We start from the raw sequence: 26,696 nt of genomic DNA on the forward strand, positions 1-26,696 counted from the left end.
AATAAGGAAGTTCGAGTGAGCAAACAACAAAAAATCCTTTTTATTGACCGTGATGGCACCTTAATTGTTGAGCCGCCGGTTGATTTTCAAGTAGACCGCCTAGATAAGCTAAAGCTAGAGCCATTTGTTATCCCAAGCCTGCTGTCGTTGCAGGACGCAGGATACCGCCTAGTGATGGTCACCAACCAAGATGGTTTGGGTACCGAGAGCTACCCACAAGCAGACTTTGATGCACCGCACGATATGATGATGGAAATCTTCGAATCTCAAGGTGTGACGTTCGATGACGTACTGATTTGCCCTCACTTTGAAGAAGATAACTGCTCATGCCGCAAGCCTAAATTAGGCATGGTGAAAGAGTACCTTCAAGGTGGCAAAGTGGACTTCCAAAACTCTGTTGTGATTGGCGATCGTCAAACCGATCTTCAACTTGCAGAAAACATGGCGATTCGCGGCATTCAGTACAACCCAGAAACCATGGGCTGGAAGCAGATTCTGAAAGATCTGACGGTGAAAGCCCGCGTTGCTGAAGTGGTCCGCACGACGAAAGAAACGGACATTAAAGTCGCGGTAAATCTTGATGACCAAGGCGGTAATGATATTTCTACTGGCTTAGGCTTCTTTGACCATATGCTTGATCAAATCGCAACACACGGTGGATTTAAGATGGTGTGTAAAGTGGAGGGCGACCTACACATTGATGATCATCACTCTGTGGAAGACACCGCACTTGCGTTGGGCCAAGCGCTGAAAGAAGCGCTAGGTGATAAGCGTGGTATTGGCCGATTTGGCTTTAGCCTGCCAATGGATGAGTGTTTGGCACAATGTGCTCTAGACTTGTCGGGGCGTCCTTACCTTAAGTTCGACGCGAAGTTCAGCCGTGAGCAAGTGGGTGACCTTTCAACCGAGATGGTGATTCACTTCTTCCGTTCTTTGACTGACACTCTAGCGTGTACGCTGCACCTTTCTTCTGCTGGCGACAATGATCACCATATCATTGAGAGTCTATTTAAAGCGTTTGGTCGTACTCTGCGTCAAGCAATCAAAGTAGAAGGTACTGAGCTGCCAAGTAGTAAAGGCGTGCTTTAAGGTTAGCGCTAGTAAGGAGAAAAACAGTGACAGAACAGAAAGTTGTTATCATCGATACTGGTTGTGCCAACGTTTCTTCGGTGAAGTTTGCCATTGAACGCCTAGGCTATGACGTAACAATTTCAAAAGAGCCACAAGTTGTATTATCGGCTGACAAGCTATTCCTACCGGGTGTAGGGACAGCAAGTGAAGCGATGAAGAACCTCGAAGAGCGAGATCTAATTAGCTTGGTCAAACAGGTAGAAAAGCCGCTGTTAGGTATCTGCTTAGGAATGCAACTGTTAGGCAAAGTATCTCAAGAAAAAGGGCAGAAAGCGGAAGAGCTAGTTGAGTGCCTTGGACTTTGTGATGGTGAAGTGAAGCTGCTTCAAACCGGTGACTTACCACTGCCCCACATGGGGTGGAACACTGTCTCAGCTAAAACGGGCAACCCACTATTCAAAGGGATTGAAGAAGGCGAGTACTTCTATTTCGTACATAGTTTTGCCATGCCTGTTGGCGAGTACACGATTGCAGAATGTGAATACGAAAACCCATTCACGGCTGCAGTGCAAAGCGGTAACTACTACGGTGTGCAATTCCACCCTGAGCGTTCTTCAAAAGCGGGCGCAAAGCTTATTCAAAACTTCTTAGAATTATAAAAGGGATTTAGTGTGATTATTCCAGCTCTTGATTTAATTGAAGGACAGGTGGTTCGCCTTTATCAAGGTGATTACGGCCAAGTAACCGAGTACAAAGTGGACCCAGCAGAACAGTTCAACTTGTATCACCAAGCCGGTGCTAATTGGTTGCATTTAGTCGATCTAACGGGCGCGAAAGACACGACAGCGCGCCAACTTGATTTGATTGCCAAGCTACTTGCGAGCACTCCAGCGAATATCCAAATCGGTGGTGGTGTACGTACAGAACAAGACGTTGTCGATCTACTCGAAGCAGGCGCTCAGCGCGTTGTTGTTGGCTCGACAGCGGTAAAGCAACCTGAACTAGTAAAAGGTTGGATGGAAAAATACGGCGCGGAAAAAATTGTTCTCGCGCTAGATATCAACATCGCTCAAGACGGTACTCGTAAGGTAGCGATCTCTGGTTGGCAAGAAGACTCAGGCGTGACTATCGAAGCTCTGATTAATGATTACCTAACCGTTGGCTTACAGCATGTGCTTTGTACTGATATTTCTCGTGACGGTACGCTAGAAGGCTCAAACGTTGAGCTATATGTAGACCTATGCAAACAATACCCACAAGTGCAATTCCAATCATCAGGTGGCATTGGCTCATTAGCGGATATAGAAGCGCTGAAAGGTTCTGGTGTCGCTGGAGTGATCGTTGGTCGCGCACTACTTGATGGCAAGTTCACAGCAGAGGAGGCATTTGCATGTTGGCTAAGCGAATAATTCCATGTCTTGATGTACGTGATGGACAAGTGGTGAAGGGCGTTCAGTTCCGCAACCACGAAATCATTGGCGACATCGTTCCTCTGGCTCAGCGTTATGCAGAAGAAGGTGCAGACGAGCTAGTGTTTTACGACATTACCGCTTCAAGCGATGGCCGTGTGGTTGATAAAAGCTGGGTTGCGCGTGTAGCAGAAGTGATCGATATTCCTTTCTGTGTCGCTGGTGGCATTAAGTCAGCCGAAGACGCAGCGCGTATTCTTGAGTTCGGTGCAGACAAGGTGTCTATCAACTCACCAGCATTGGCAAACCCACAGTTAATCACTGACCTTGCGGATAAATTTGGCGTTCAATGTATCGTGGTTGGCATCGACTCATACTACGACCAAGAGACTGGCAAGTATCAGGTGTACCAGTTTACTGGCGATGAAGAACGAACCAAAGCGACCCAATGGGAAATGCGTGATTGGGTGCAAGAAGTGCAAAAGCGTGGTGCTGGTGAAATCGTATTGAACATGATGAACCAAGACGGCGTGCGTAACGGTTACGACATCGAACAACTGAACATGGTGCGTGAAGTGTGTAACGTGCCGCTGATTGCATCTGGCGGGGCAGGGGCGATGGAGCACTTTGCAGAAGCTTACCAAAAAGCAAATGTCGATGGGGCGCTTGCCGCATCGGTGTTTCACAAACAAGTCATCAATATTGGTGAACTAAAGCAGTATTTGAAACAACAAGGTATTGAGGTGCGACTATGAGTGTAAACACCGCCGAAGTAAGTTCTTTAGCTGAGCGCATCAACTGGGACAAGGTGGATGGCCTAGTACCTGCCATCGTACAAGATTTCCAATCAAGCCAAGTGCTGATGATGGGTTACATGAACCAAGATGCGTTGGCAAAAACGGGTGAAACGGGTCAAGTGACGTTTTTCTCTCGTACCAAACAGCGTCTTTGGACCAAAGGTGAAACCTCAGGCAACGTATTGCAATTGGTGAACATGCAATTAGATTGCGATAACGATACGCTACTGGTGAAAGTGAATCCCATTGGCCCTACGTGTCACTTGGGCAACACCACTTGCTGGGGTGTCGACCCACAAGAGGAGTCGCAAATGGTATGGCTTCATCAACTTGAACAGTTACTGGCTGCCCGCAAGAGTGCCGACCCTGATTCCTCTTATACTGCCAACCTTTATTCCCGTGGCACCAAGCGTATTTCGCAAAAAGTGGGCGAAGAAGGTGTTGAAGTCGCGCTTGCGGCGACGTCGGGTGATAAGGCGGAGCTAGTGTGTGAATCAGCCGACTTGGTTTATCACTTGTTGGTCTTGTTGCAAGACCAAGGGTTATCAATAAATGATGTGATCAATAAGCTCAAGGAACGTCATCGCTAACTATTTTTCTACTGCAAACCGCATTTTATCTTTTGCAAATCAAAGAAGCCGTGACAAGTCGTCACGGCTTTTTTGTGCTCCCTGCCGTAAAGACATGCCACGATATTTTGCTCATTTGTATTTCTGCTGCCTATCGACAACTCATCCGATGTATTGATTTTTATATTAATTGATTCTCTCTTGTGATACATTTTGCCGGATTTTGCAATGGAAAATGTGATTTTTGTAAGGTTAATGGATGTGATTTTGGTTGCCAAAACAGCATTATTTTAGGTGTATCACCCATGTTTATTAAGAATTTATCAATTCCGAAAAAGATATCATTCACTTTTTCTATCATTGCTTTGATTAACATCGTCTTTGGTATCTACTTATCGGTCGAGCTCAAAAACATCAAATCAGAGTTGCTTAACTACACTGATGATACTCTTCCAGCGATGGAGCGAGTCGATGCCATTCGTGATGATATATCTCGTTGGCGCAGGTCTCAGTTTGTTGCCTATACCTTTGAGAATAGTGACAAAGTGGCTGAGAAAATTGCCAGTAATATTCAAGAAAGGGAACAGATTGCGCGCAAGCTTGACGCTTACAGTAAAACACTTTGGCCTGGTGAAGAAGAACAGACTTTTAACAAGCTAATGCGTGAGTGGCGTGATTACCTGAAGATCATGGATCGCTACAACCAAGCTATGTTAGCGAATGATAAAGCGGCCGCTCATCCAATCTTGGCCAACTCTCTGCCAGAGTTTCAAAGTTTAGACAATGAACTTTCCAAGCTTGTTAAGATCTTAAAGCAAGCGATGGATAGCAATAAAACTCACATACTTAAGTCAGTTAATGACCTCAATGTGTCCAGTATTATCAGCAACCTGATGATCCTTTGTATTATGATCGCAGTGACGATTGTATTGACTCGTTTGATTTGTGGTCCATTGAACTTAGTCGTGAAACAAGCGAACGCAATCGCGAAAGGTGATCTTTCTCATTCTATTGACCGCAAAGCCATTGGTCATGATGAGCTGGGTACACTTGCCGATGCAACCAGTAAAATGCAGGACGATCTGCGTGATGTTATTCACAGTGTGATTGCAGCGGTAACGCAACTTGGCAGCGCGGCAGAAGAAATGACACAAGTCTCGGAGACATCTGCATCGGGTATGACTTCTCAGCAGTTACAAGTGACCCAAGTTGCGACTGCAATGACAGAAATGAAAGCGGCAGTTGCGGATGTCGCACGCAATACTGACGATTCTGCTGAGCGCGCTAATTCCGCTAATCTTCGTTCTAGACAGGGTGTTGAAAACATCAAAACCATGGTGGCTGAGATTGAAAACGTTTCAGACATTATGCAAGAAGCTGGCAAGAAAGTGACTGAGCTTGAAGAGCAATCGAATCAAATCACGATGATCGTTGATGTAATTCGTGATATTGCGGAACAAACCAATCTTCTTGCACTCAACGCGGCCATTGAGGCAGCGAGAGCGGGTGAACATGGACGCGGTTTTGCAGTTGTGGCCTCAGAGGTGAGAACACTTGCAGGAAGAACTCAAGAGTCAACCAGTGAAATCGCCGAGATCATTCAGCAATTACAATCACTAACCAAAGAAGCCAAGTCGACCACCAATGATTCGATTTTGTCGATATCTAAATGCGTCGAACAAGGCACTCATTCTGAAGTGATCATGACAGAAATAGAGTCCACCATCTCAGATATCTCTGATATGAGCACTCAAATTGCGACAGCCTGTCATCAACAAGATTCCGTTGCTGAAGAGCTAAATCGAAATATTGAAAGTATTCACATGTCATCAGAAGAGGTTGCCCAGGGTGCTGAGCAAACTTCTCAAGCATGTCGTGAGCTTACGCAGCTTTCACACTCCCTTCAAAAAGTCATGACTCGTTTCAATCTGAATTAATGCCAATTCACTAAAGCCCTGAATTATCAGGGCTCATTCAATCATTGTCTCAATTTGTGCATTTGAGGACCTATGCTAATAAAAAAATCTTTGTTGTCTATGGCTGTGGCGACGGCTGTGTTGACCCCGTCAGTCAATACGCTAGCAGCGCCCAGTTCGTTAACTCATCCTGTCTCAAATGAAAGCCAGTTGGCCAAAACCAATGCATGGTTGGAGGTAAACGTCGCGCAGTTCAATAAAAATATTGATCAATTCAAATCACACCTAAGCGAGAAAACTCGGTTTTGTGCTGTAATGAAAGCCGATGCATACGGTAACGGCATTGAAGGCCTTATGCCAGCTATACTGGCACAAAACATTCCTTGTGTTGCCATTGCCAGTAACATTGAAGCAGAAACCGTACGAAATAGCGGATTTACGGGTCAACTGATGCGAGTTCGTGCAGCCAGCCTGTCTGAAGTAGAGAGCGGTTTGCATTTAGATATTGAAGAAATGATTGGTAGTGAAGAGCAAGCAAAAGCGCTCTCTGAGTTGGCGTTGAAGCAAGGCCGTGATATCAAAGTTCATCTTGCCCTCAATGATGGTGGTATGGGCCGTAATGGCTTAGACATGAGCAATAAAAGTGGTGAAACAGCGGCTGTACGCATTACTAAACAAAAGGGGGTATCAATCGTAGGTATCATGACTCACTTCCCGAGTTATGATGCAGATGATATTCGCGCAAAGCTGGTTACTTTTGAGCAACACGTGTCTTGGCTGATAAAAAACAGTGATGTAAAGCGTAAGGATGTTCTGCTCCATGTGGCGAATTCATATACGGCACTGAATGTACCTGAAGCTCAGCTAGATATGGTTCGCCCTGGGGGCGTGTTGTATGGCGATCTGCCAACAAACCCTGAATATCCGTCAATTGTATCATTTAAGACACGTGTGGCTTCGCTGCATGCGTTGCCGAAAGGCAGTACAGTTGGCTACGAGAGCACATTTGTGACAAAAAAAGACAGTGTGTTGGCGAATATTCCGGTAGGTTACTCAGATGGTTATCCACGAAAAATGGGCAACAAGTCGGAGGTACTGATCAATGGTCAGCGGGCTAAAGTCATCGGAGTAACCTCGATGAATACCATGATGGTTGATATGTCCGATATTAAAGGGGTTCTCCCCGGAGATGAAGTCACACTGTTTGGCTCACAAGACAAGCAGTCTATCTCAATTAGTGAGATGGAAAATCATGCGGAGCTTATATTCCCTGAGCTTTATACGATTTGGGGGAATAGCAACCCAAGATTTTATATTCACTAAAATGCCAATATGAAAGGCAAAGTCAGCTTTGCCTTTCTACTGATTAAACTTCAAAAAGATAATAGTAGCTGTATCCTACAAGTAGTGCTGGTATGGCAGTATAAATGCTGGCGACGAGAGCGGCTTTCGGCGCCAGAGCAATGGCAGGGAATAGGGCATCACCATCATTTGAAATCGCGTTGGCTAATTGAGCAGACAGTGGTACTGCTCCAGAGATATATAAACTGGTCACCAGAATTTGCGGTCCACATCCAGGCAGCATCCCAACTGCTAAGCCCATCAGTGGCATCCATACTCCCCAACCAGAAAACGTGGTGGCTAAATCGATGTGGCCAAAGAAAGCGATCAACTCAAACGCCATAAAGGCTAAAATAACCCACGCTGTAACGAAGTTGGTATCCTGAGCTGCTTTCTGTAAAGGATGTGAAGAAACGGTTTTCTTATCTTCTGATACGGTTGACTGGTAGTCCTTAATTTCTTTTGTCAGCGACCAAAGCAGCATACTCAAAATGATCAGCCCAGCCCCAAGCCACTCAATGCTCATAGTAGGTAAAGAAAGCAGTTGATTGATATCGACTTGAAATGAACCCAATACCGCTACCACAGTCGCAGGAATGATGAACCACTTCCAGAAGGCCCCTTGCAGGTTGATGGCTTTCTTCTCGAAATGGGACTGCTCATTGTCACTGCAACGACAGTTGAACTTTTCCGCGATCGCCGATTTTACTGTCGGACGCAAAAAATCATCTTTGTGGACAGCGTTAACAACCCAACCAGAAACGCTGCCTACGACAATACCCATTCCGACGACACCTAGTCCGATGTCCGGTTTACTGGCAAGCAGAAGGAAAGCGGCGTCGCCCATAGTCGAAGCCAATACTGCCACTATCGCGCCAAACCCAACTCGCCCGCTGACAAACTGAGTGGTGACGATAATGGCGCCGCCACATCCGGGTAGAGCGCCCAGCAAAGCAGCAAAAAAAACCTGATAGCTACGTGAGCTCTGGTATAGGTTAATCAGCTTGCTCTCCTTGTTCATCCACAGGGAAACGTAGTGATAGATGACCAGAGTAAAAGCGACGTATGCAGACACTGCCCAGAACGCGTCAGACAGAGTGGAAACAGTCACTTCACGTGTGGTTTCGTTCAATACCAGTGCCAGTAGAGTTACAGGCAGAAGAAGGCGCTTATAGGCAGGCCGAAACTGGGAAAAAGACAGCCAATCTGGCAATGAATGAGAAAGTCTTATCGAGTCCATTGGGCTTTAAATGCAAATACGAATAATTCTCAATATATGGTAGTCACGATTATTTGCAACTAAAAGTTGTGATTTGCACTTTTCTTTTTGCTAACTCATGACAAATTTCAAAATTCAGGTAAAGTATCGGCCTTTGTGAGTAATTGCCCAATACGGGCCTATTTAAGTCGTAGTAGGAAATAAGATGATTCTAGTTGTAGGTCACAAGAACCCTGATAGTGATAGTATCTGTAGTGCATTGGTAGCCACTGAACTGCTGAAAGCGCGTGGCGTTGAAGCAATGCCAATTCGCCAAGGCGAAATCAACCGTGAAACACAGCATATTCTTGAAGTCGCAAGTGCTGAAGTTCCTGAACTTCGTACCTCTGTTGCCGGTGAGAAAATTTGGTTGGTTGACTACTCAGATCTAGCACAAGCACCGGATGACGTGGCTGAAGCAGAAATCTTAGGTATTGTTGACCATCACCGCCTAGGTGATGTTATGACTGTCAACCCAATGGAAGCGTGGATTTGGCCTGTTGGTTGTACGAATACAGTACTTTTCAACATGTTTAAAATCGAAGGTCATGAGATCTCACCACAAATCGCTAAGCTAATGATGTCGGCTATCCTGTCTGACACCGTCGGCTTTGCTTCTCCAACTTGTACACAGAAAGATAAAGATGCTGTTGAAGAGCTAGCGAGAATTGCCGATGTATGTGATGTTGACGCTTTCATTAAAGATCTTCTTATCGCAAAAACAAACATCGAAGGTCTTTCTGCGGCTGAGCTTGTAGAAAAAGATCTGAAAGGTTACCCATTTAACGGTCGTGATGTAGTTGTCGGTCAGGTTGAACTTGCGACTTTAGAGCAAGTCGACGGCATGATTGACGCGCTGGAGTCTGATCTAGAACGCCGCTGTGCTGAAGAAAACCTAGCCTTTGCTGCAGTCATGCTCACTGACATCACTACAGCTCAAACTCGTCTACTATACAAAGGTGAGTGGGCTGAGAAACTGACTCAGCATGAAAAAGATGGCATGCTGATGATGGAAAACACGCTAAGCCGTAAGAAGCAAGGTTGGCCTTGGCTTCAGACTGAACTGGCTTAAATCGTCAGTGCAATAACAAAATTCGACGCCCACGGACTTCCGTGGGCGTTTTATTTGAGGAGTAAGAAAATGTCAGAACCACTTTCACCGCAGCAGGTTGAATCAGTGCTTAAAATGCGTGAAGATGAGCGCCTGAAGTACACAGTCAAAGAAATCGCGAAGCATAGAAAAGTATGGATTCTTACTGATGAACACGGCTGTGTCATGCTCAACACTGAAGATGAAGATTGTGTGCCTGTTTGGCCTCACGAAGAGTTTGCCAATCAATGGGCAACAGGCGATTGGGAACACTGTAAGGCAGAGTCGATTTCAACTGCAAAATGGTTTAGCCGCTGGACGTACGGTCTTGAAGACGATGAACTATCCATCGTGGTATTTCCAAACCAAAATGAAGAAGGTTTGGTGCTCTACCCGGATGAGTTCGAGTTTGAACTAAAAAAGCAGGAAAATAAGCGTTAATTTACCCTGATTAATATCCAGCAAGCTGGAACAACTCGCCAGACTTCGAGATGGCGACGGCTTCGCTGAGTAACCCTTGACGTTGATACTGGTCTAAAATCTTCTTAGCGAGCTTTTTCACTTGAGCTCGCTCCATTCCTGGTTCTAACGTTGGGTCATAGAGCATTTTCAATAGAATGATGTCCAAAGGAGAAAGAAGATCCTCGGGCGTTTCATCATTGAAAATTGAGGGGTAGGCTGAGTCTGCATCATTGGGCAAGCCCATCACCTGGGTGATTTCTTCTACGATACAAGCCAATAGCTTTCCATGTTCTCTTGCTTGGTCGACGGGGATAATGACGACTGCAGAATCAATCTCACTCGTGGTTTGGTTTATTCGATATCCCGCCTTGCAAAGTGCGCCATGAATGTTTTTCAGCGCACTTGGACCGATTTCTCTTTCGATGTCTTTTCGCCAATCTGACTCACGGGTATAGATCCAGACAATATTGGCCTGTTCTCTACTGGCGACGCGTTCTATTGGGTGGCGAGTTATCGATGAGAGGTCTCTCAGTTGAGCATTGGTGAGTTCATCATGAAGATCTTGGTCAGCGACCTTGTGTTCAACCCAAACTTTGATCGGTTGCTTCCACTTGACCAAAGGTTTATTGCCTGCTGAATATTCGTTCTTTAGGGCGACGTCCAAAAATGCCTGGTTGATAAAGCTGGGATCTAACCACGTTTTGGTCGTGGTGTACGCCAATGCAGGGCTGAGTAGCAGTAAACCAAATATGAATCCAATCGCTATCCGTAGCATGTGGGACTCCTGTCAATCTTAAAACCGATTACTTAAAGCAGGTCGCTTTGTTGAAGTGGCTTTCCACCATACGTTGAGTGATGATGTGGTCTGGACAGCTCAAAACCTGCTGAGTTTCTCCGGCCTCGACCACCTCACCATTATGCATAACCATCACTTTATCTGTGATGTGTTTAACGACCCCGAGATGCTGCGATACGTAGATAAACGATACGCCCATCTCTTCCTGTAGTTCTAAGAATAGATTAATAATCTGGGAACGCATGGCCATATCAAGACCATTGAGTGCTTCATCTGCAACAATAATCGAAGGTTGAAGAATCAAAGCTCGTGCCAGACATATACGCTGTTTTTGACCTGCGGCTAGCATTTGAGGGTAAAAATACGCATGTTCTGGAAGTAGTCCAACCCGAAGCAAGACATCTTTGACCCGTTTCATACGTGCATCAGGCGTCATATTGGTGTTACGTTTTAAAGGACCTTCAAGAATTCGCCCAATTTGAATGCGTGGATTGAGAGAGGTATTGGGGTCCTGAAATATCATCCGAATCAACTTGCAGCGAGTTGAATAATCTTTGTGTTCTAAACGCTCTCCATTGACACGAATTTCACCGGCTGTGGGTTCTACTACACCTGCCAACATCCGTGCTAGTGTCGATTTCCCAGAGCCATTCTGACCAATGAAACCAAGAGTTTGGCCAGCTTCAAGTGTAAAGCTGACGGGCTTAACTGCTTGATGGACTTTTTTTCGCAACAGACCGGATCGAGTCACGAACTCTTTGCCTAGACCATTGACTTCTAGCAGCGCACTCATACTTTTTTCTTCTCCATATTGAGCGGGAAGTGACAGGCGAACTTGTGATTTTTAACCTGTTTTGTCATTGGCATTTCAACACATTGCCTTTGTGCATACGGGCAACGTGGGCCGAGGCGGCAACCGATAGGCAAATGTTGTAATGGTGGAATACTTCCGGGTAGAGACTGAAGTTTTTCTTTATGAGGAATCCACTCACCAAAGTCAGGCATCGCTTTGAGTAAAGCCACTGTATAAGGATGCTTAGATTTCTCAAGAATCTTTTTCGTATCCGCCGATTCGACCGACTGTCCACAATACATAACGGTAATTCTCGTTGCCCACTGAGTGATGGTGGTAAGATCATGACCAATTAACAATATCGAGGTGTTGTTGATCTGATTCATACGACTAAGCAGCCTCAGAATCTGAGATTGTGTGATTGGGTCGAGGTCATTGGTCGGTTCATCAGCGATCAGGAGCTTAGGCTTGGCCGCAATAGCCATGGCAATCATGATCTTTTGACATTCCCCATCGGTTAACTCATATGGGTAACTCGACATGATTTGTTCGTGATTTTTGATTCCAACTTTATGTAGCAGAGCGACCGCTTGTTTTTTTCGCCACTGAAAACGTTTCCACCATTTGCCGCTAAAAGAATGAGCTGGAATCGACTCAATCAGCTGTTTTCCGACCTCATCCGAAGGGTCGAGACAAGTGGAAGGCTCTTGAAAAATCATTGCGATATCGCGCGCTATGACCCTGCGTCGCTCTTTCGGTGTTAACTGGAGTAAGTCAACATTGCCAAGACGCATCCGGTCGGCGGTCACTTTCCAGTTTTCTTTACAGACACCAACAATGGCTTTGGCAACTAAGCTTTTACCTGACCCGGACTCGCCTACTAAACCACGAATTTCACCCTCATTCATGGTCAGGCTCATTCGATCTACCGCCTTCATCAGCCCTTGAGGTGTCTCAATTTCAATCGTCAGGTGGCGTATATCTAGTAATGGCATTATTCAATCCCCGCATTGAGAGCTTGACGAACCCCTTCACCCACCAAGTTTATGACGATCACAATAAACATAATGGCAAGACCGGGAAGAGTCACCGTCCAAGGTGCTAAATAGATTAGTTCTACCGAATCTCCGAGAATGGCTCCCCATTCGGTGCTTGGAGCTTGTGCGCCTAAACCTAGGAAACCCAGCGCAGTAATGTCCAAAATAGCAATGGAAAGAGCGAGAGTTACCTCGGAAGCAATCACCACTAAAATATTCGGTAAGATGGAATTCCAGAGTAGATAAAAGTCATTTGCGCCATCGAGACGTGCCGCCATGATGTAGTCTTTTTCCACTTCAGTGTGGACCGCTATGTAAATCGAGCGGACGAACCTTGGAATCAATGCAAGGCATATTGCAAGTAGGATGTTAAACTCACCGAAGCCTAGAAATGCGACAAAAATAATGGCCAGTAGTAAAGAGGGGATAGACATAACCGTGTCGAGTAGATGGTTAAGCGTACTCGATACTAGCCCTTTGTCATTCCCGCTAAAATACCCATCAGACAACCTACAACTGTTGCAATGAGTGTGATGATAACCGCAGCACCGAAGGTTAATTGTGAACCTTCAATGAGACGGGAGAGAATATCTCGACCTAAATCATCGGTACCGAGGAAGTACTCGACTGTGCCTGCTGGATCCCAAGAAGGCGGGACTAATAACTCACCGGCTTGTGCATGAGGGTCATGCGGTGTCAACCAAGGAGAAGTGATAGTGACCAGTGTTATTAAGACAAGGCACCACAATCCGAACATGGCCAGTCCATTGGCACGATAACTGCGCCAAAAACGCTCAAATTGAGTCGGGATCTGTTCTTCCTGATATACGTTATCGGTTAACATACCACTCTTTCCTTACTAACGGATTGACCATTGCACCGATCAAATCTGAAAGAATATTAGCGGTCAAAACCAAAGTCGCGACCACAATAACGCCTGCCTGGATCGAAACGTAATCTTGATTGGACAACGCATCTAGAAGCCAGCGCCCAATACCAGGCCAATTAAAGATCGATTCAGTGATAATGGCCAGCGTCAGCATACTTGAAAGCTGAACACCTATCTTGGGAATAATAGGTGGTATCGCGTTCCTCAATACGTGTTGAGTAACAATCTCATGTGTTGAAAGACCTTTAATGCGAGCGGCTCGAATGTAGTTTTGCCCCATGACCTCAGCGACCGAAGCTCGCATTAAGCCAATGACTTGAGTTGTGGGGGCAAGGGCTAACACCAGACAGGGTAATATCAAGTGTTCGAGAACACTTTGTAGGGCATGGGCGCGATATTCACCACGCGTAAAGAAAGCATCTACGATGGCAAAGCCAGTGACGTGATCGATTTCATAGAGCAGATCATAACGTCCTGCGACTGGCAACATCTCAAAATGAAGTGAAAATGCCATGATCATTAGCAGTGCCACCCAGAATATAGGCGCAGAATAACCGGACATAGACGTAAAGGAAATCGCTGTATCAATCCATTTTCCTTGTTTCATCCCCGCCAGCGTTCCTATTGGAATACCAATGAGGAGAGAAAGCGTAAATGCAATCAAGCACAACTCAAGTGTTGCAGGAAAGACCAAAGCGAGTTCATCGGCAATTGGAACGCCATTTTTTGTCACCCCAAAGTTAAGATGCATGAGCTCGCCAATGTAAGTTAACCAACCAGGCCAAAAGCTTTGAAGAGACCAATGAGAGTTAGGATCAAGGCGAAGAAGACTAAAGCCCACCATGGTCAGTATCAGTAAAGTAATAATAAAAAGGTTGATGCGTCGAAAGGTATAAAGAAACATTATTTAGCCCTCTCTACTGCATCAAAAGGCTGTGCGTTAAATGGGCTTACCTTGAAGCCCTTCAATGAAGCATCATGCGCTTGGAACTGCATGCCATGACTCAGTGGTATCACAGGAAACTCTTCGTTGAGAATGTTTTGCGCTTGTTTGTATAAGTTGAGACGGTAACGAGGCTTATCGACTTCTAACGCGAGATCGAGCAGGAAATCAAAGTCGGAGTTACACCAACTTGACACATTCAAACCGACCCGTTTTGAATCACACGAAAGCAACGGTCGAAGGAAGTTATCTGGGTCACCTGTGTTGGCAATCCATCCGGTAAGATATAGGTCAATATTGGTATTGCTTGCTATGTCAGTGCGGTCATAGCGGTCGTCTGTTAGCAGGTTGAGTGTAATGCCAATATCTGCCAAGTTAGCTTGAATAAGCTCTGCTGTTTTACGAGGACTCGGGTTATATGCCCTTGGCTCAAGAGGTACTGACATTGTTAGCTCAAGTCCTTTGTCGAATCCCGCATCTTTAATCAGAGCTATGGCGTAATTTCGATCATAGCGAATTTGCACACTGTCTTTGAGGTAAGCCCATGAGCTTGGTGGTAAAACAGAATATGCCTGACTACCGGTTCCGTAATAGACAGACTCCAGAATATTCTGGCGGTTAATCGCGTAGTTGAGTGCTTTTCTTACCCTAGGATCATTGAGCGCGGGATGGGTTGTGTTTACCGCTATAAACGAGATGTTCATTGCGGGTTTAGCCGTCAGCTCAATATCGCTCTGCTTTTCAATAATAGGGATCTGGCTGGACAGAGGTGAGTTCAATACATCACACTCATTGCGAAGCAGTTTAGCTAAAGTACCTGTCCCGCGGTGGGAAATATCGAATACCACCTGAGCCATCTTGGGTCTGCCTTTCCAGTAACCGTTGTGGCGTTTAAGTCTGACTAGGTCGTTGACCTGATAATCATCTAGATAGAATGGGCCGGTTCCAACAGGGTGACTGTCTAGCATGGCTTTATCATCTCTTAACTCAAGCTGACTTGCATACTCCGCTGAATGGACGACAGCGTGGCTTGTGGCAATGTTTGACAAAAAGGTATTATCCGGACGGCTTAGAGTAAAACGAACCTGATGTTTTGAAACAGCTTGAACATCAATCAATAGGTCTTGAAAGTCAATACCACTGAACCAAGGGTATAGACCGCTACCTACGTAATGATAGGGATGAGCGCTGTCGATGATGCGACGGAAACTGAACACCACATCGTCTGCATTCATGGTTCTACTGGGGGTAAACCATGCGGTCGTTTGAAAACTGACGTCCTCACGCAGGTTAAACGTATACTCCGTCCCCGCTTTGTTAACTGACCAACTCGTGGCAAGATTGGCGATGGGTTTGAAATTACTCGAATCTAGCGTTAATAAGGTGTCGAAAATTTGAGGACTTAGTGTTTCAGACGTAATACCACTGTCCACTAACTGCGGATTGAAGCTAGTTGGCCCACCTTGACCACAGTAGACGAAACCACTTTGACGAATTTTATTGTGATCAAGCTCTTCACCACAGCCAGAAAGTAGCGTGATACCGAAGATACTCAATGTCAGTTGAATGATTGCTTTCATAGAAAGAACAATTGCCGGAGACAAAGCATAATATAACTTTCCATTATGCCTTAAGATCTCAGTAATTTACCATTATTAGTTTGTGGTTTTCAAAATAATACGCCATGTGGTTAGGAGAGATTGGAGAGGTTATACTTTCTAATCATCCCCCTTAGCTGATGATAGCTCAGACCCAGCATATCGGCAGCTTTCCGTTGGTTATACTTACTCTCTTCAAGTGCCGCTTTTAACAGTTCGATATCTTGGCTTTCCTGCCAAACTTTGTAGTCGATCGGAAAGTGATAAGTCGCTTGTTCTGTCGTTGCGCCTGATCCTATCTCAGTGCGGTTGGGTTTCGTTTGCCACTGGGATGCAAAAGGATCGAATATCAAGTTATCAATTGGTACGTCTTGTTGCCCATGCTGATAGACGGCTCTTTCTATGACGTTCTTAAGTTCACGGACATTTCCCGGCCACTGGTAATCAAGTAGTGACTGCTCAGCATTAGGAGAAAAACCAACGAAGTACTCAAAGCTTAACTCTCGACACATTTTTATGGCGTAGTACTCTGCTAACAGCAAGATGTCTTCTTTGCGTTGACGAAGCGGTGGTAAATGGATGACGTCGAATGCGAGTCTATCGAGCAAGTCTGCTCTGAATTCTCCCTTTTCAGCCATCTCGGGAAGGTCTGCATTGGTTGCGCATATCAAACGCACGTTGGCATTAAGCAGTTGGTGTCCACCGACACGTTCGTACTGTCCGTACTCAATGACTCTCAGTAGTTTCTCTTGGACCAACAACGGAGCGGTGGCGAGTTCATCGAGGAATAGCGTACCGTTTTCAGCACGCTCAAAGCGCCCTTTGTGACGCCCCTTAGAACCAGTAAATGCGCCTTGTTCATGGCCGAACAGTTCTGAATCAATCAAGCCTTCACTTAAAGTCGAGCAGTTGAGAGAGATAAGTGATTGATCCCACCGTTTCGAAAGATAATGTAGGCGCTGTGCAATTAATTCTTTACCCGTTCCTCGCTCACCGATGATCAGAATGGGTCTTTCTATGGCGGCCAGTTTGGATACCTTATCTAGGACCGAAAGGAAAGCGGGTGACTCGCCAATGAGATTTTGTTGCATGAAACCACTCCGATGGTGAAATTTACCTATTGTTAGTTAAATTCATCATAGATTAGATAAAATTACAATGACATTTTTCTTAATGTATTGTTTTATATAAAATTATATGTTGGCACGTATCTTGGTTAGTTCATGAGTAAGTGAAACCTACTATGAACATCAGATGCAATCAAATCGCGACAGTAGTGATTGATTACAGCATAAGGAGCTAAGTTATGGGTATTTTTTCTCGTTTTGCCGACATCGTAAATTCAAACATCAGCGCCCTATTGGATAAAGCTGAAGATCCTGAAAAAATGATTCGCCTTATCATTCAGGAAATGGAAGATACCTTGGTTGAGGTAAGAACAAACTCCGCTAAAGCTATTGCGGATAAAAAAGAGTTGTCACGTAAAGTTGAAGCCCTTGAAGAACAAATCAGTGAATGGCAAGAGAAGGCAACTTTGGCTCTGACTAAGCAGCGTGAAGACTTAGCAAGGGCAGCGCTAATTGAAAAGCAAAAGCTGCAAGATGTACTAAAAGGTCTGCATACTGAACAAACGTTAGTAGAAGAAACGATTGCAAAACTCACTGGTGAAATTAGTAAACTTGAGAGCAAAATCACCGAAACTCGAGCTAAGCAGCAGGCTCTCACTATTCGTTCTCAGGCAGCATCGAATAGACGTGATGTGCAAAAGCACTTGCACACTGCGCGTACGTCTGAAGCAATGGCGAAATTTGAGCAATACTCTCGCAAGATTGATGAGTTAGAAGCTGAAGCTGATGTGTACGCTAAGTCAGGCAATTCGAAATCTTTAGACCAAGAGTTTGCTGAACTTCAAGCTCAAGATGAGATTGAGAAAGAGCTCGAAAACCTGAAAAAACAGATGAGCGAAAAGAAGTAATATCCTTCTTCATCCGAGGGCATAGGTCAGGTGCACCACCTGACTTAGCCTAAAGAATCGTTTCATTAAAAAGTATTGAAGTACTTAGTTTTATTTAATTGATTTTATAACAGTTTACGCTATGCAGAGGGCTTGCTGACGTAAAACTGTTGCCTATTTAGGAGTCGCTTATGTCGTCATTTCTTATTGCTGGACCATTGATTGTCTTCTTGATTTTTGTCGCTCCATTGTGGCTGCTACTGCATTATCGCAGTAAGAAGAAAACAGCAGGTGGTTTATCGGAAGACGATTTTCAAAGGCTACAAACCTTGTCAGAAAAAGCCGATCAGATGCAAAAGCGAGTGAACACGCTAGAGCGCATTCTTGATGAAGAAACCCCCAATTGGAGACGTAGATATGAATAAACGAGAACTGTATCATGATACTACCAATGGTAAGCTTTCTGGAGTTTGTGCAGGCTTAGCAAACTACTTTGGTACTGAAGTTTGGTTGATTCGAATATTGGTCATATCGGCCGCGCTTCTAGGCGGTAGCTTCTTGGTACTGCTGGCGTATATAGCGATGACGTTTATGATTGAGAAACAGCCTGCCAATTATGTTGAGTCTCTGAAGAGTGAGCAGGAGCATAAGCTGAAAAGTAAGCCATGGCAACAAGGCCAGACTCCAGGCGCTTTGCTAGAGACGCTTGAGAGAGATTTTGATAGGCTCGAAGGCAACATTCGTGATCTAGAAGCGTATGTAACATCTGACACATTTAAAGTCGACCGAGAGTTTAAAAGTTTATAGCTCATAGTGAGAAGTGCGACTATCTTTTGTCAGCAAATTACTAATTTTCATAATAATTTACTGGTATGTATCTGGCAGTCGGGTAATCATTCATCTATCTTTGTATCTACAAGTGACAAATGGATGTTTGACTATGCACAAGAATCTCGTGCTTCTCGCCATGGCTGCAACCCTAAGCGGCTGTGGTAAGGAGCTCCCTCCTGTCCCTGAACCCGACTCCAGACCTGCAAAACTCTTTACTGTTTCAGTTGGCAACGCTCAGTTTGAAAGACATTTTCCCGCCACATCTGAAGCTGGTGATAAAGCCGTTTTAGCTTTCCGAGTCCCGGGTCAACTTCAATCTATCGATGTGCTTTCAGGTCAACCTGTAACTAAAGGTGAAGTACTAGCTTCTTTAAACCCAGACGAATATTCGTTGTTGGCCAAACAAGCTGAGGCGCAATATCGTCTGGCCGACGTTCAATATGAACGTTATAAAAAGCTTCGCGTTGATAAAGTCGTTTCTGAGCAAGACTTTGATCAAGCCAAAGCCAACCACAATTCGGCAAAAGCGACTTTAGAACAAGCGCGCGCCAATCTGCGTTATACCAAATTAGTTGCGCCATATGATGGCACTATCTCGATCATTCCCGCTGAGAACTATGAATATATTGCGGCTAAAGAAGGCGTGATGAACATCCAGACTAATCAGCTGATGAAGGTGCAATTCCAGCTTCCAGATCATTTACTTAATCGTTTCGCGAGTGGTATCAACCTTACCGCTACGATGAAGTTTGATGCTTTCCCAGAGAATAGTTACGAACTCACTTTCCAAGAAGTCGATACTGAAGCCGATCCTAAAACAGGTTCATACAAAGTCACAATGGTAATGGAACGTCCAACCGACATCGGTATTCTTCCTGGTATGGCGGGTGAGGTGCATGTCAAAGTGGATGCAACCGGAGCGACTCGAATCCCTAGTGCCGCTATCTTCGAAGAAAACGGCAAAACCTGCGTGTGGCGTGTCGGTCAGACAGGCGTGGTTGAGAAAGCCGCGATTGTTTTAAACGACAAACGTCAGGTGAAAAGTGGCTTAAATGATGGTGACCGTATCATTATCTCTGGTGTCAGCGGAATTGAGCCTGGTATCAAAGTGAGAGAGTGGGTCAAGGAGCGAGGGTTGTAATATGAAGCACTGGATTAGCCTGAGTATGCTTTCCACAGCTGCAATTCTTGCTGGCTGTGGTGCTGAAAATCAGTATGTGGATTTTGGTTTACCTAAAGTAAAAGTCATGGAAGTAGGCAGTGGAACACAAGGCGACAATTTGTATTTCCCTGCAGTGGCCAATGCCGCAGAACGCTCACATCTCAGTTTCCGTGTTGCAGGAGAAATCAGTGAGCTCAATGTTAAAGAAGGTGACCAAGTTAAGAAGGGTGATGTGTTAGCCAAGCTAGACCCTACGGATTATAAACTGGCTGTTGACAATGCCTCGGCAAAGTACAGCGTGGTTGATAGCCAGTACAAGCGGTCGAAACCTTTAGTCGACAAAGGCTTGTTAGCGAAATCTCAGTTCGATGAAATTGCTGCAAATCGACAGATTGCCTTTGCAGAGTTAAGGCTAGCCCAGCTAAGGCTCTCTTTCACCGAGTTGCTTGCTCCCGTGGATGGCATTATCTCCCGCGTCAGTGTTGATCAGTTTGAAAATGTTCAGGTTGGGCAGCAGGTTGTTAATATTCATAGCCTCGAAAATGTTGAAGTCCTGATTCAGTTGCCGGATCGACTGTATGTCAATCAACCGGATCCCGAAACCTTGTCACGTATTCAAGCTTTGGTGAAAGTACCAAGTGGAAATGAATATTCAGCTTCCATAAAAGAATTCACCACCGAGCCAGATCCTGCCACTGGTACATTTACCGTGACCCTGTCACTTCTCATGCCTGATGAAGAGTTTATTTTGGACGGTATGGCGGTTGAAGTGACATCTGAAGGTGATGACGTAGGCCTCAGCTTGAACGCTGGTGTATTGGTACCTATTGAAGCTGTGTTCAATGCTGATGGCGACGATATTGGCCGTTCGAACAAATATGTCTGGGTTTTAGACGATGGCAACACTGTTTCTAAACAAGCAGTAACGGTTGGTAAAGTGACCAAAAATGATTTGCAAATTCTTGATGGCCTTGAAAGTCAACAGCAGGTAATAGTGGCGGGCATTTCTCGTTTAAGGGAAGGGATGAAGGTTGAAATCGTACATCAGGAGGCAGGCAATGACTGAGCAAAATAATCAACCGTCTCTCAAAGACGAAGAGATAACAGGTATCGCCGCGTATTTTATTCGCAATCGTGTCATCAGTTGGATGATTTCACTGATCTTTTTGATTGGTGGGGTAGCAGCGTTCTTCGGCTTAGGTCGTTTGGAAGATCCTGCCTTCACTATTAAAGACGCCATGGTCGTGACTTCTTACCCTGGAGCGACGCCTCAACAAGTCGAAGAAGAGGTGACCTATCCGATCGAAAAAGCGATTCAGCAGCTTACGTATGTTGATGAGATAAACTCGATTTCTAGTCGTGGGTTATCTCAAATCACGGTGACAATGAAGAACAACTACGGCCCAGACGATTTACCGCAAATCTGGGATGAGTTGCGCCGTAAGGTAAATGATCTGAAAGGGCAGCTTCCTCCGGGAGTGAATGATCCGTCGGTGATTGATGACTTTGGTGATGTTTACGGTATTTTGCTCGCTGTAACCGGAGAAGGGTACAGTTACAAAGAGCTGCTCGATTACGTCGACTATTTAAGGCGTGAACTGGAGCTGATCGATGGTGTGAGTAAGGTCTCTGTTTCTGGTCAGCAACAAGAGCAAGTCTTCATCGAAATTTCAATGAAGCGTTTGAGCAGTTTGGGTTTGGCACCCAACACAGTGTTTAACCTGTTGTCGACTCAAAACGTGGTTTCTGATGCCGGCGCTATTCGGGTTGGTAGTGAGTATATACGTATTCAACCGACGGGTGAGTTTGAGAATGTCGATCAACTGGGTGACTTGATCATCACGGAGAGTGGTGCTCAGGGACTGATTTATCTTCGTGATGTTGCCGAAATTAAGCGGGGATATATTGACGTTCCGGACAACATTATTACCTTCAACGGTTCATTGGCATTGAACGTAGGCGTCTCGTTTGCTCAAGGTGTTAACGTGGTTGAAGTGGGTAAACGCTTTGATCGCCGCCTCGCAGAGCTCAAGTACCAGCAACCTGTCGGCGTTGGTATTTCTGAAATCTATAGTCAGCCAAAAGAAGTGGATAAATCAGTCAGTGGTTTTGTGGTGAGCCTCGGACAGGCTGTGGCGATCGTCATTATCGTCCTGCTGTTCTTTATGGGGCTGCGCTCAGGCTTACTTATTGGCTTGATCTTGTTGCTCACCGTATTGGGCACCTTCATCTTCATGAAGTATTTTGCCATCGACTTACAGCGTATTTCGCTTGGTGCACTGGTTATCGCTCTCGGTATGCTGGTGGATAACGCCATCGTAGTGGTCGAAGGGATACTGATAGGGACGCAAAAAGGCCGAACGCGAATGCAGGCGGCTACTGACATTGTGACTCAAACCAAGTGGCCGTTGCTGGGTGCGACAGTCATTGCTGTTACCGCGTTTGCGCCTATTGGACTGTCTGAGGATGCAACGGGCGAATACTGTGGCACTCTATTTACCGTGCTCCTAATTTCTCTCATGCTCAGCTGGTTTACTGCGATTTCTCTGACGCCGTTCTTTGCCGATATCTTCTTTAAAGGGCAAAAAATGAAAGGTGGCGGAGAAGACAGCGATCCATATAACGGCATGATATTCGTGCTTTACAAGGGCTTCCTTGAGTTTTGTATGAAGCGTGCTTGGTTGACGGTTGCTGTGATGATTGCTGGCTTGGTAGTCAGTATCTACGGCTTCACTTTCGTTAAGCAGTCATTCTTCCCATCGTCTACAACGCCAATATTTCAAGCGGACATCTGGCTTCCGGAAGGGACAGATATTCGAGCAACCAACACAAAGCTGAAGGCATTAGAGTCTTGGTTGTCCGAGCAAGATGGTGTTGAGCACATTACGACCACAGCGGGTAAAGGCTTACAACGCTTCATGCTTACTTACGCTCCAGAGAAGAGTTATTCGGCGTATGGTGAGATCACGACCCGGGTTGAGAGCTATGACCAATTAGCTAAGTTGATGTCTGATTTCCGAGCTCACGTCGAAAAAGGGTTCCCGGAAATCAATTATAAGCTTAAGCAAATTGAATTGGGCCCGGGCGGCGGCGCGAAGATAGAAGCTCGTGTGATCGGTTCCGATCCGACCGTATTGAGAACCATTGCGAAGCAAGTTGAAGACATCATGCATGCTGACCCAGGTGCGACCAACATCCGCCATGACTGGCGCGAGCGTACTAAAGTGCTGGAACCACAGTTTAACGAAGGTCAGGCTCGACGTTATGGTATCACTAAGTCAGATGTGGACGAATTTCTCGCGATGTCATTTTCCGGAAAATCCGTTGGTGTGTATCGTGATGGTACAACGCTTATGCCTATTGTGGCGCGGTTACCAGAAGAAGAACGTGTGGATATTCGCAATATTGAAGGGATGAAAATTTGGAGTCCGGCGTTAAGCGAATACATTCCACTGCAGCAAGTGACGCTAGGTTACGACATGCGTTGGGAAGACCCAATCATCGTGCGTAAGAACCGAAAACGCATGCTGACAGTGATGGCTGATCCCGACTTGCTTGGCGAAGAGACGGCAGCAACCTTGCAGAAGCGTTTGCAGCCTCAGATTGAGGAGATTGAACTTCCGCCAGGCTATAAGTTGGAGTGGGGGGCGAATACGAGTCATCTGGTGATGCGCAAGCGTCGTTGTTCACGACCATGCCGATGGGTTATCTGTTCATGTTCCTAGTGACGGTGTTCCTGTTTAATACTGTGAAAGAGCCTTTGATCGTATGGCTAACTGTTCCGCTCGCCATTATTGGTGTGACAACCGGTTTGCTGGCATTAAACACTCCGTTTGGCTTTATGGCATTACTCGGTTTCCTCAGCTTATCGGGTATGTTGCTCAAAAACGGTATCGTACTGCTTGATCAGATAGAAATCGAAATGAAGTCAGGCAAAGACCCATATCTGGCCGTCGTGGACGCTTCTCTGAGCCGTGTACGTCCAGTTTGTATGGCTGCTATTACCACGATTCTGGGCATGATTCCGCTGCTACCGGATATATTCTTTAAACCAATGGCAGTGACCATCATGTTTGGTTTGGGATTTGCGACCGTACTGACACTTATTGTCGTGCCAGTGTTGTATCGTATCTTTCACAAAGTGAAAGTGCCAAACTGAATCAACTAAGATCGAAGACGCCCCTGACTTTGTCGGGGGCGTTTTATTTGAGGAGAAAGCAATGGATACCACTTGCGCATGGGCGATGAATCATGAGCTTGAGCGTGAATACCACGATAAAGAATGGGGTGTTCCCGTTTATGACGATACGGTATTGTTCGAGTTTATTACTTTAGAGGGAGCCCAAGCAGGATTGAGTTGGATCACCATCCTAAAAAAACGCGAAGGCTACCGACAAGCCTTTGCAGACTATGATCTGGATACATTAGCGGCGTATGAGGACGAGCACGCTGAGTATATTGTTGAAAATTATGATGTGGTTAAGCACAGAGGCAAAATTAAATCCGTGTTCAGTAATGCGCGAGCCGCGAAAGCGCTGATCGAAGAATACGGTAGCTTATCACAGGCGTTATGGCAGTTTGTGGATGGCAAGCCTAGGGTCAACCAGTGGCAAGAGATGAGCGAAGTGCCAGCCTCGACAGAGCAGTCAAAAGCCATGAGCAAATTCCTGAAAAAGAAAGGCTTCAAATTTGTGGGCGAGACCATTTGCTACGCGTTTATGCAGGCGGTTGGCATGGTCGATGACCACCTGGTGAGTTGTCCTAAGAAACCCAAGTATTGACTGCTTAGACGCATCCTACGACTACAAATTTTGATCATGGATGCGTTCTAATGCCTCGATTCTTCGCCATTGCACAGCGTCGAAACTTTGTTCTCTCAGATATGCGATTTGAGATTGCTTGTCATCGTCCGATAAGGTGTTGTTAGAAAGGATTACGCTTCTTTGCTGCAAGTAGCTGCCGAGCTGAGTATTAAACTTTTCACGTTTGGCGTCTAGTTTATCAAGCCTCTCTGCCGCTTCTTCCCCGACTAACTCTACGCGCGTCAAATGTTTGTTTTGTTCATCCATTTGAGCCGATTGGTTAAGCCCGATAATGAGCTGATTGTTGCGTTCTGCTTGCTGAATATAGTCAGGTTGGTCGGCTAAGGTCTCTTCTAACCATTGCGCTTTTGACTCCGCATCCAAGTTTTGATTGGCTATCGCGAGTTTATCGATCGCGAGCTGGCGTAATCTATTTTCTTCACCAAACAATGTCTGTATCTGTTCGTCAGTAAAATACTGGCTTTGTAGCGCCATAATCTGCCGATGCAATTGTTCTAGATCGGCTAGGGTGATTTTAAGTGAGGTAAAAGACTCTAAAGTTGCAAGTTCGGTTTTGTATTGTAAATAGGTCTCGAAGAGTGCTTCATCGACGACTAGACCTGGTTGGTCTTTAGGAAAGCTTTGTATCTGAGCTTTAATTTGGTCTAACTCTTGTTCACCTAAGCTGCTTAGCGCGTAATCAAACAAGTCTCGACTTGAGGAGGTATCGATCTGGGTATCTCTTTGAGATTGTGATTGGTTAATCACAGTTTCGCCGTCTTCTTGATTGACAAAATAGACCGCTCCAAGACTCATCGAGGCGATCATCACTGTTGTTATTAGAGCGGTCTTTTTCATCTTGTCGTTCCTATAAACCTTGAAGTTTCAGGCGATTGGCATGCTGGCGATAAAGGGTAACAGGATCGGTTTCGAATAAATGGTGGATACCTAGCAAGCCATTGATCTCGTCCAAATGATTCATTTTGTAGTCGTCACGAATAACCTGACCTAAGTGAGTGCTACAAGCCCCAACCAGCCCATCATTAGGCTCATTGAATGCTAAGCCTAGAATGGTCATTGCGGCATCTGTTGGGTCGAAGATATTGGTAAAGGTAGAGGAACCTGTCCAAGAGTAGTAATAGACCCCATTATCAGCGAGTAATTCACCGTTGCCACATTCAGTAGTAGGAATACCTTCAGGGTAGTGTTGGTTGAATGCAAGTGAACCTTCAGTCGTCAATGCATCCAATGAAGCAAGAGGATCTTGGTCGAGGTCGCCACCACCAGACAACAGATTAATCAATGTCGTTAGTCCTTCGGCTAGTTTGACTGCCAAGGCCTCTAACCCCGATCCTTCCGGTACGGTACCACGAACGAGATCAGCGACTTTAGAGCCTTTGTTGACACCGCCGATACTGGTGACAGAAGCGACAAGATCAGGTCTGACAGATGCCACGTAACGCGCAGTAGGACCACCGTGGCTATGTCCGACTAGGTTCACTTTTGCTGCGCCTGTTGCTGAAAGTAAAGTTTCCACTTGTTCAAGCAACTGCTCTCCTCGAACTTCCGAGCTATTGGTCGCGGAAACTTGGGCGACGTACACCTTTGCACCATCTTTGGTCAATGCGTGAGGAATACCGTAGAAGTAGTCAACGCCTGCCAAAGTATCAAAGCCGAATAACCCGTGAACTAGCACGATGGGGTGTTGAGTTTGAGTGTAACCACTAGCACCGGATGCGCTGGTTGTTGCTGATAGCCCTAAACTGAAAATACAGAGCACAGCAAGTATCAGTTTGTGTTTCAAAATTAGCTCCTTCTGGTTTGACCTCTGATGAGTAACTAAACAGTAGAGCAGAAACTGATCTATACGAAATTTGAATGGACAGTAAGCAATAGAATTGTGAATTGGAGATACAAAACAACACAATCAATTAACATATTAATAACATTTTTAATTGATAAAATGTTCAATAATATC

At 45.5% G+C, this 26,696-nt stretch carries 24 protein-coding genes and 2 pseudogenes; 16 read left to right on the forward strand and 10 right to left on the reverse strand.

The features are described from left to right. Nucleotides 1-15: 15 nt before the first annotated feature. The 7 genes from hisB to alr all read left to right on the forward strand — a co-directional run bounded on the left by hisB (nt 16) and on the right by alr (nt 7,085). Nucleotides 16-1,089, forward strand: coding sequence for a bifunctional histidinol-phosphatase/imidazoleglycerol-phosphate dehydratase HisB (gene hisB, locus KW548_08360; protein ID QXX07919.1), 1,074 nt, complete (start codon nt 16-18; stop codon nt 1,087-1,089). A 26-nt stretch (nt 1,090-1,115) separates the two neighbouring features. Then, complete coding sequence (hisH, locus tag KW548_08365; protein ID QXX07920.1) at nt 1,116-1,730, forward strand: imidazole glycerol phosphate synthase subunit HisH; 615 nt, start codon at nt 1,116-1,118, stop codon at nt 1,728-1,730. Between the two features lie 12 nt (nt 1,731-1,742). Next, nucleotides 1,743-2,480: a 1-(5-phosphoribosyl)-5-[(5-phosphoribosylamino)methylideneamino]imidazole-4-carboxamide isomerase gene (gene hisA, locus KW548_08370; GenBank protein ID QXX07921.1), complete on the forward strand. Its 738-nt coding sequence runs from the start codon at nt 1,743-1,745 to the stop codon at nt 2,478-2,480. Beyond that, nucleotides 2,462-3,235, forward strand: coding sequence for an imidazole glycerol phosphate synthase subunit HisF (gene hisF, locus KW548_08375; GenBank protein ID QXX07922.1), 774 nt, complete (start codon nt 2,462-2,464; stop codon nt 3,233-3,235). Before hisA ends, hisF begins: the two co-directional genes overlap by 19 nt. Further along, the gene (locus KW548_08380; GenBank protein ID QXX07923.1) at nt 3,232-3,867 is read left to right on the forward strand and encodes a bifunctional phosphoribosyl-AMP cyclohydrolase/phosphoribosyl-ATP diphosphatase HisIE; all 636 of its coding nucleotides are present in this window, start codon (nt 3,232-3,234) and stop codon (nt 3,865-3,867) included. Before hisF ends, KW548_08380 begins: the two co-directional genes overlap by 4 nt. A gap of 284 nt (nt 3,868-4,151) precedes the next feature. Next, complete coding sequence (locus tag KW548_08385) at nt 4,152-5,783, forward strand: methyl-accepting chemotaxis protein (GenBank protein ID QXX07924.1); 1,632 nt, start codon at nt 4,152-4,154, stop codon at nt 5,781-5,783. A gap of 72 nt (nt 5,784-5,855) precedes the next feature. Next, on the forward strand, nt 5,856-7,085 hold the full coding sequence (gene alr, locus KW548_08390) for an alanine racemase (GenBank protein ID QXX07925.1): 1,230 nt from the start codon (nt 5,856-5,858) through the stop codon (nt 7,083-7,085). A 43-nt stretch (nt 7,086-7,128) separates the two neighbouring features. Here alr and KW548_08395 read toward each other — a convergent pair whose 3' ends face one another. Beyond that, nucleotides 7,129-8,343 (reverse strand): putative manganese transporter, encoded by a 1,215-nt coding sequence (locus KW548_08395; GenBank protein ID QXX07926.1) that lies wholly within the window; start codon nt 8,341-8,343, stop codon nt 7,129-7,131. A gap of 184 nt (nt 8,344-8,527) precedes the next feature. Here KW548_08395 and KW548_08400 point away from each other — a divergent pair, with 184 nt between their 5' ends. Continuing rightward, on the forward strand, nt 8,528-9,433 hold the full coding sequence (locus KW548_08400; GenBank protein ID QXX07927.1) for a manganese-dependent inorganic pyrophosphatase: 906 nt from the start codon (nt 8,528-8,530) through the stop codon (nt 9,431-9,433). A gap of 69 nt (nt 9,434-9,502) precedes the next feature. Then, nucleotides 9,503-9,892 carry a DUF2750 domain-containing protein gene (locus KW548_08405; GenBank protein ID QXX07928.1) on the forward strand — a complete coding sequence of 130 codons (390 nt, stop codon included), beginning with the start codon at nt 9,503-9,505 and terminating at the stop codon, nt 9,890-9,892. 10 nt (nt 9,893-9,902) lie between these two features. Here KW548_08405 and KW548_08410 read toward each other — a convergent pair whose 3' ends face one another. The 7 genes and pseudogenes from KW548_08410 to pspF all read right to left on the reverse strand — a co-directional run bounded on the left by KW548_08410 (nt 9,903) and on the right by pspF (nt 17,060). Further along, nucleotides 9,903-10,688, reverse strand: a complete 786-nt coding sequence (locus tag KW548_08410) for a DUF2927 domain-containing protein (GenBank protein ID QXX07929.1) — start codon at nt 10,686-10,688, stop codon at nt 9,903-9,905. A gap of 28 nt (nt 10,689-10,716) precedes the next feature. After that, entirely contained in the window at nt 10,717-11,502 is a 786-nt protein-coding gene (locus tag KW548_08415; protein QXX07930.1) for an ATP-binding cassette domain-containing protein, read from the reverse strand. Further along, the gene (locus KW548_08420; protein ID QXX07931.1) at nt 11,499-12,497 is read right to left on the reverse strand and encodes an ATP-binding cassette domain-containing protein; all 999 of its coding nucleotides are present in this window, start codon (nt 12,495-12,497) and stop codon (nt 11,499-11,501) included. The genes KW548_08415 and KW548_08420 overlap by 4 nt, the downstream gene beginning before the upstream one ends. Beyond that, a pseudogene (locus KW548_08425) lies at nt 12,497-13,383 on the reverse strand (ABC transporter permease subunit). Before KW548_08425 ends, KW548_08420 begins: the two are co-directional and overlap by 1 nt. Beyond that, nucleotides 13,370-14,332: an ABC transporter permease subunit gene (locus KW548_08430; GenBank protein QXX07932.1), complete on the reverse strand. Its 963-nt coding sequence runs from the start codon at nt 14,330-14,332 to the stop codon at nt 13,370-13,372. The pseudogene KW548_08425 and the gene KW548_08430 overlap by 14 nt, the downstream one beginning before the upstream one ends. After that, nucleotides 14,332-15,951 (reverse strand): peptide ABC transporter substrate-binding protein SapA, encoded by a 1,620-nt coding sequence (gene sapA, locus KW548_08435; protein QXX07933.1) that lies wholly within the window; start codon nt 15,949-15,951, stop codon nt 14,332-14,334. Before sapA ends, KW548_08430 begins: the two co-directional genes overlap by 1 nt. Before the next feature lie 110 nt (nt 15,952-16,061). Continuing rightward, on the reverse strand, nt 16,062-17,060 hold the full coding sequence (gene pspF / locus KW548_08440; GenBank protein QXX07934.1) for a phage shock protein operon transcriptional activator: 999 nt from the start codon (nt 17,058-17,060) through the stop codon (nt 16,062-16,064). 215 nt (nt 17,061-17,275) lie between these two features. Here pspF and pspA point away from each other — a divergent pair, with 215 nt between their 5' ends. From pspA to KW548_08475, 7 genes and pseudogenes are all read left to right on the forward strand, one after another. Beyond that, entirely contained in the window at nt 17,276-17,944 is a 669-nt protein-coding gene (gene pspA, locus KW548_08445) for a phage shock protein PspA (GenBank protein ID QXX07935.1), read from the forward strand. Between the two features lie 170 nt (nt 17,945-18,114). Beyond that, nucleotides 18,115-18,348: an envelope stress response membrane protein PspB gene (gene pspB / locus KW548_08450; GenBank protein ID QXX07936.1), complete on the forward strand. Its 234-nt coding sequence runs from the start codon at nt 18,115-18,117 to the stop codon at nt 18,346-18,348. Continuing rightward, on the forward strand, nt 18,341-18,730 hold the full coding sequence (gene pspC / locus KW548_08455; GenBank protein QXX07937.1) for an envelope stress response membrane protein PspC: 390 nt from the start codon (nt 18,341-18,343) through the stop codon (nt 18,728-18,730). The genes pspB and pspC overlap by 8 nt, the downstream gene beginning before the upstream one ends. A 133-nt stretch (nt 18,731-18,863) precedes the next feature. After that, on the forward strand, nt 18,864-19,895 hold the full coding sequence (locus KW548_08460) for an efflux RND transporter periplasmic adaptor subunit (GenBank protein ID QXX07938.1): 1,032 nt from the start codon (nt 18,864-18,866) through the stop codon (nt 19,893-19,895). 1 nt (nt 19,896) lies between these two features. Beyond that, complete coding sequence (locus KW548_08465; GenBank protein QXX07939.1) at nt 19,897-20,982, forward strand: efflux RND transporter periplasmic adaptor subunit; 1,086 nt, start codon at nt 19,897-19,899, stop codon at nt 20,980-20,982. Further along, a pseudogene (locus KW548_08470) lies at nt 20,975-24,075 on the forward strand (efflux RND transporter permease subunit). Before KW548_08465 ends, KW548_08470 begins: the two are co-directional and overlap by 8 nt. A gap of 61 nt (nt 24,076-24,136) precedes the next feature. Beyond that, complete coding sequence (locus tag KW548_08475; GenBank protein QXX07940.1) at nt 24,137-24,697, forward strand: DNA-3-methyladenine glycosylase I; 561 nt, start codon at nt 24,137-24,139, stop codon at nt 24,695-24,697. A 21-nt stretch (nt 24,698-24,718) separates the two neighbouring features. Here the strand turns inward: KW548_08475 and KW548_08480 are convergent, their stop codons facing one another. Continuing rightward, nucleotides 24,719-25,576 (reverse strand): lipase secretion chaperone, encoded by an 858-nt coding sequence (locus KW548_08480; GenBank protein QXX07941.1) that lies wholly within the window; start codon nt 25,574-25,576, stop codon nt 24,719-24,721. 10 nt (nt 25,577-25,586) lie between these two features. After that, the gene (locus tag KW548_08485) at nt 25,587-26,507 is read right to left on the reverse strand and encodes a triacylglycerol lipase (protein QXX08016.1); all 921 of its coding nucleotides are present in this window, start codon (nt 26,505-26,507) and stop codon (nt 25,587-25,589) included. Nucleotides 26,508-26,696 lie beyond the last annotated feature (189 nt).

The sequence above is a fragment of the Vibrio neptunius genome (genome assembly GCA_019339365.1).
Classification (GTDB): Bacteria; Pseudomonadota; Gammaproteobacteria; order Enterobacterales; family Vibrionaceae; genus Vibrio; species Vibrio neptunius.

Coding starts and splice junctions, on each gene's coding strand:
- KW548_08400 (QXX07927.1), top strand. CDS start 8,528: ATGATTCTAGTTGTAGGTCACAAGAACCCTGATAGTGATAGTATCTGT.
- pspB (QXX07936.1), top strand. CDS start 18,115: ATGTCGTCATTTCTTATTGCTGGACCATTGATTGTCTTCTTGATTTTT.
- KW548_08465 (QXX07939.1), top strand. CDS start 19,897: ATGAAGCACTGGATTAGCCTGAGTATGCTTTCCACAGCTGCAATTCTT.
- KW548_08385 (QXX07924.1), top strand. CDS start 4,152: ATGTTTATTAAGAATTTATCAATTCCGAAAAAGATATCATTCACTTTT.
- KW548_08420 (QXX07931.1), bottom strand. CDS start 12,497: ATGCCATTACTAGATATACGCCACCTGACGATTGAAATTGAGACACCT.
- sapA (QXX07933.1), bottom strand. CDS start 15,951: ATGAAAGCAATCATTCAACTGACATTGAGTATCTTCGGTATCACGCTA.
- KW548_08405 (QXX07928.1), top strand. CDS start 9,503: ATGTCAGAACCACTTTCACCGCAGCAGGTTGAATCAGTGCTTAAAATG.
- pspC (QXX07937.1), top strand. CDS start 18,341: ATGAATAAACGAGAACTGTATCATGATACTACCAATGGTAAGCTTTCT.
- KW548_08480 (QXX07941.1), bottom strand. CDS start 25,576: ATGAAAAAGACCGCTCTAATAACAACAGTGATGATCGCCTCGATGAGT.
- KW548_08380 (QXX07923.1), top strand. CDS start 3,232: ATGAGTGTAAACACCGCCGAAGTAAGTTCTTTAGCTGAGCGCATCAAC.
- KW548_08460 (QXX07938.1), top strand. CDS start 18,864: ATGCACAAGAATCTCGTGCTTCTCGCCATGGCTGCAACCCTAAGCGGC.
- KW548_08430 (QXX07932.1), bottom strand. CDS start 14,332: ATGTTTCTTTATACCTTTCGACGCATCAACCTTTTTATTATTACTTTA.
- KW548_08395 (QXX07926.1), bottom strand. CDS start 8,343: ATGGACTCGATAAGACTTTCTCATTCATTGCCAGATTGGCTGTCTTTT.
- hisF (QXX07922.1), top strand. CDS start 2,462: ATGTTGGCTAAGCGAATAATTCCATGTCTTGATGTACGTGATGGACAA.
- alr (QXX07925.1), top strand. CDS start 5,856: ATGCTAATAAAAAAATCTTTGTTGTCTATGGCTGTGGCGACGGCTGTG.
- KW548_08415 (QXX07930.1), bottom strand. CDS start 11,502: ATGAGTGCGCTGCTAGAAGTCAATGGTCTAGGCAAAGAGTTCGTGACT.
- KW548_08410 (QXX07929.1), bottom strand. CDS start 10,688: ATGCTACGGATAGCGATTGGATTCATATTTGGTTTACTGCTACTCAGC.
- pspF (QXX07934.1), bottom strand. CDS start 17,060: ATGCAACAAAATCTCATTGGCGAGTCACCCGCTTTCCTTTCGGTCCTA.
- pspA (QXX07935.1), top strand. CDS start 17,276: ATGGGTATTTTTTCTCGTTTTGCCGACATCGTAAATTCAAACATCAGC.
- KW548_08475 (QXX07940.1), top strand. CDS start 24,137: ATGGATACCACTTGCGCATGGGCGATGAATCATGAGCTTGAGCGTGAA.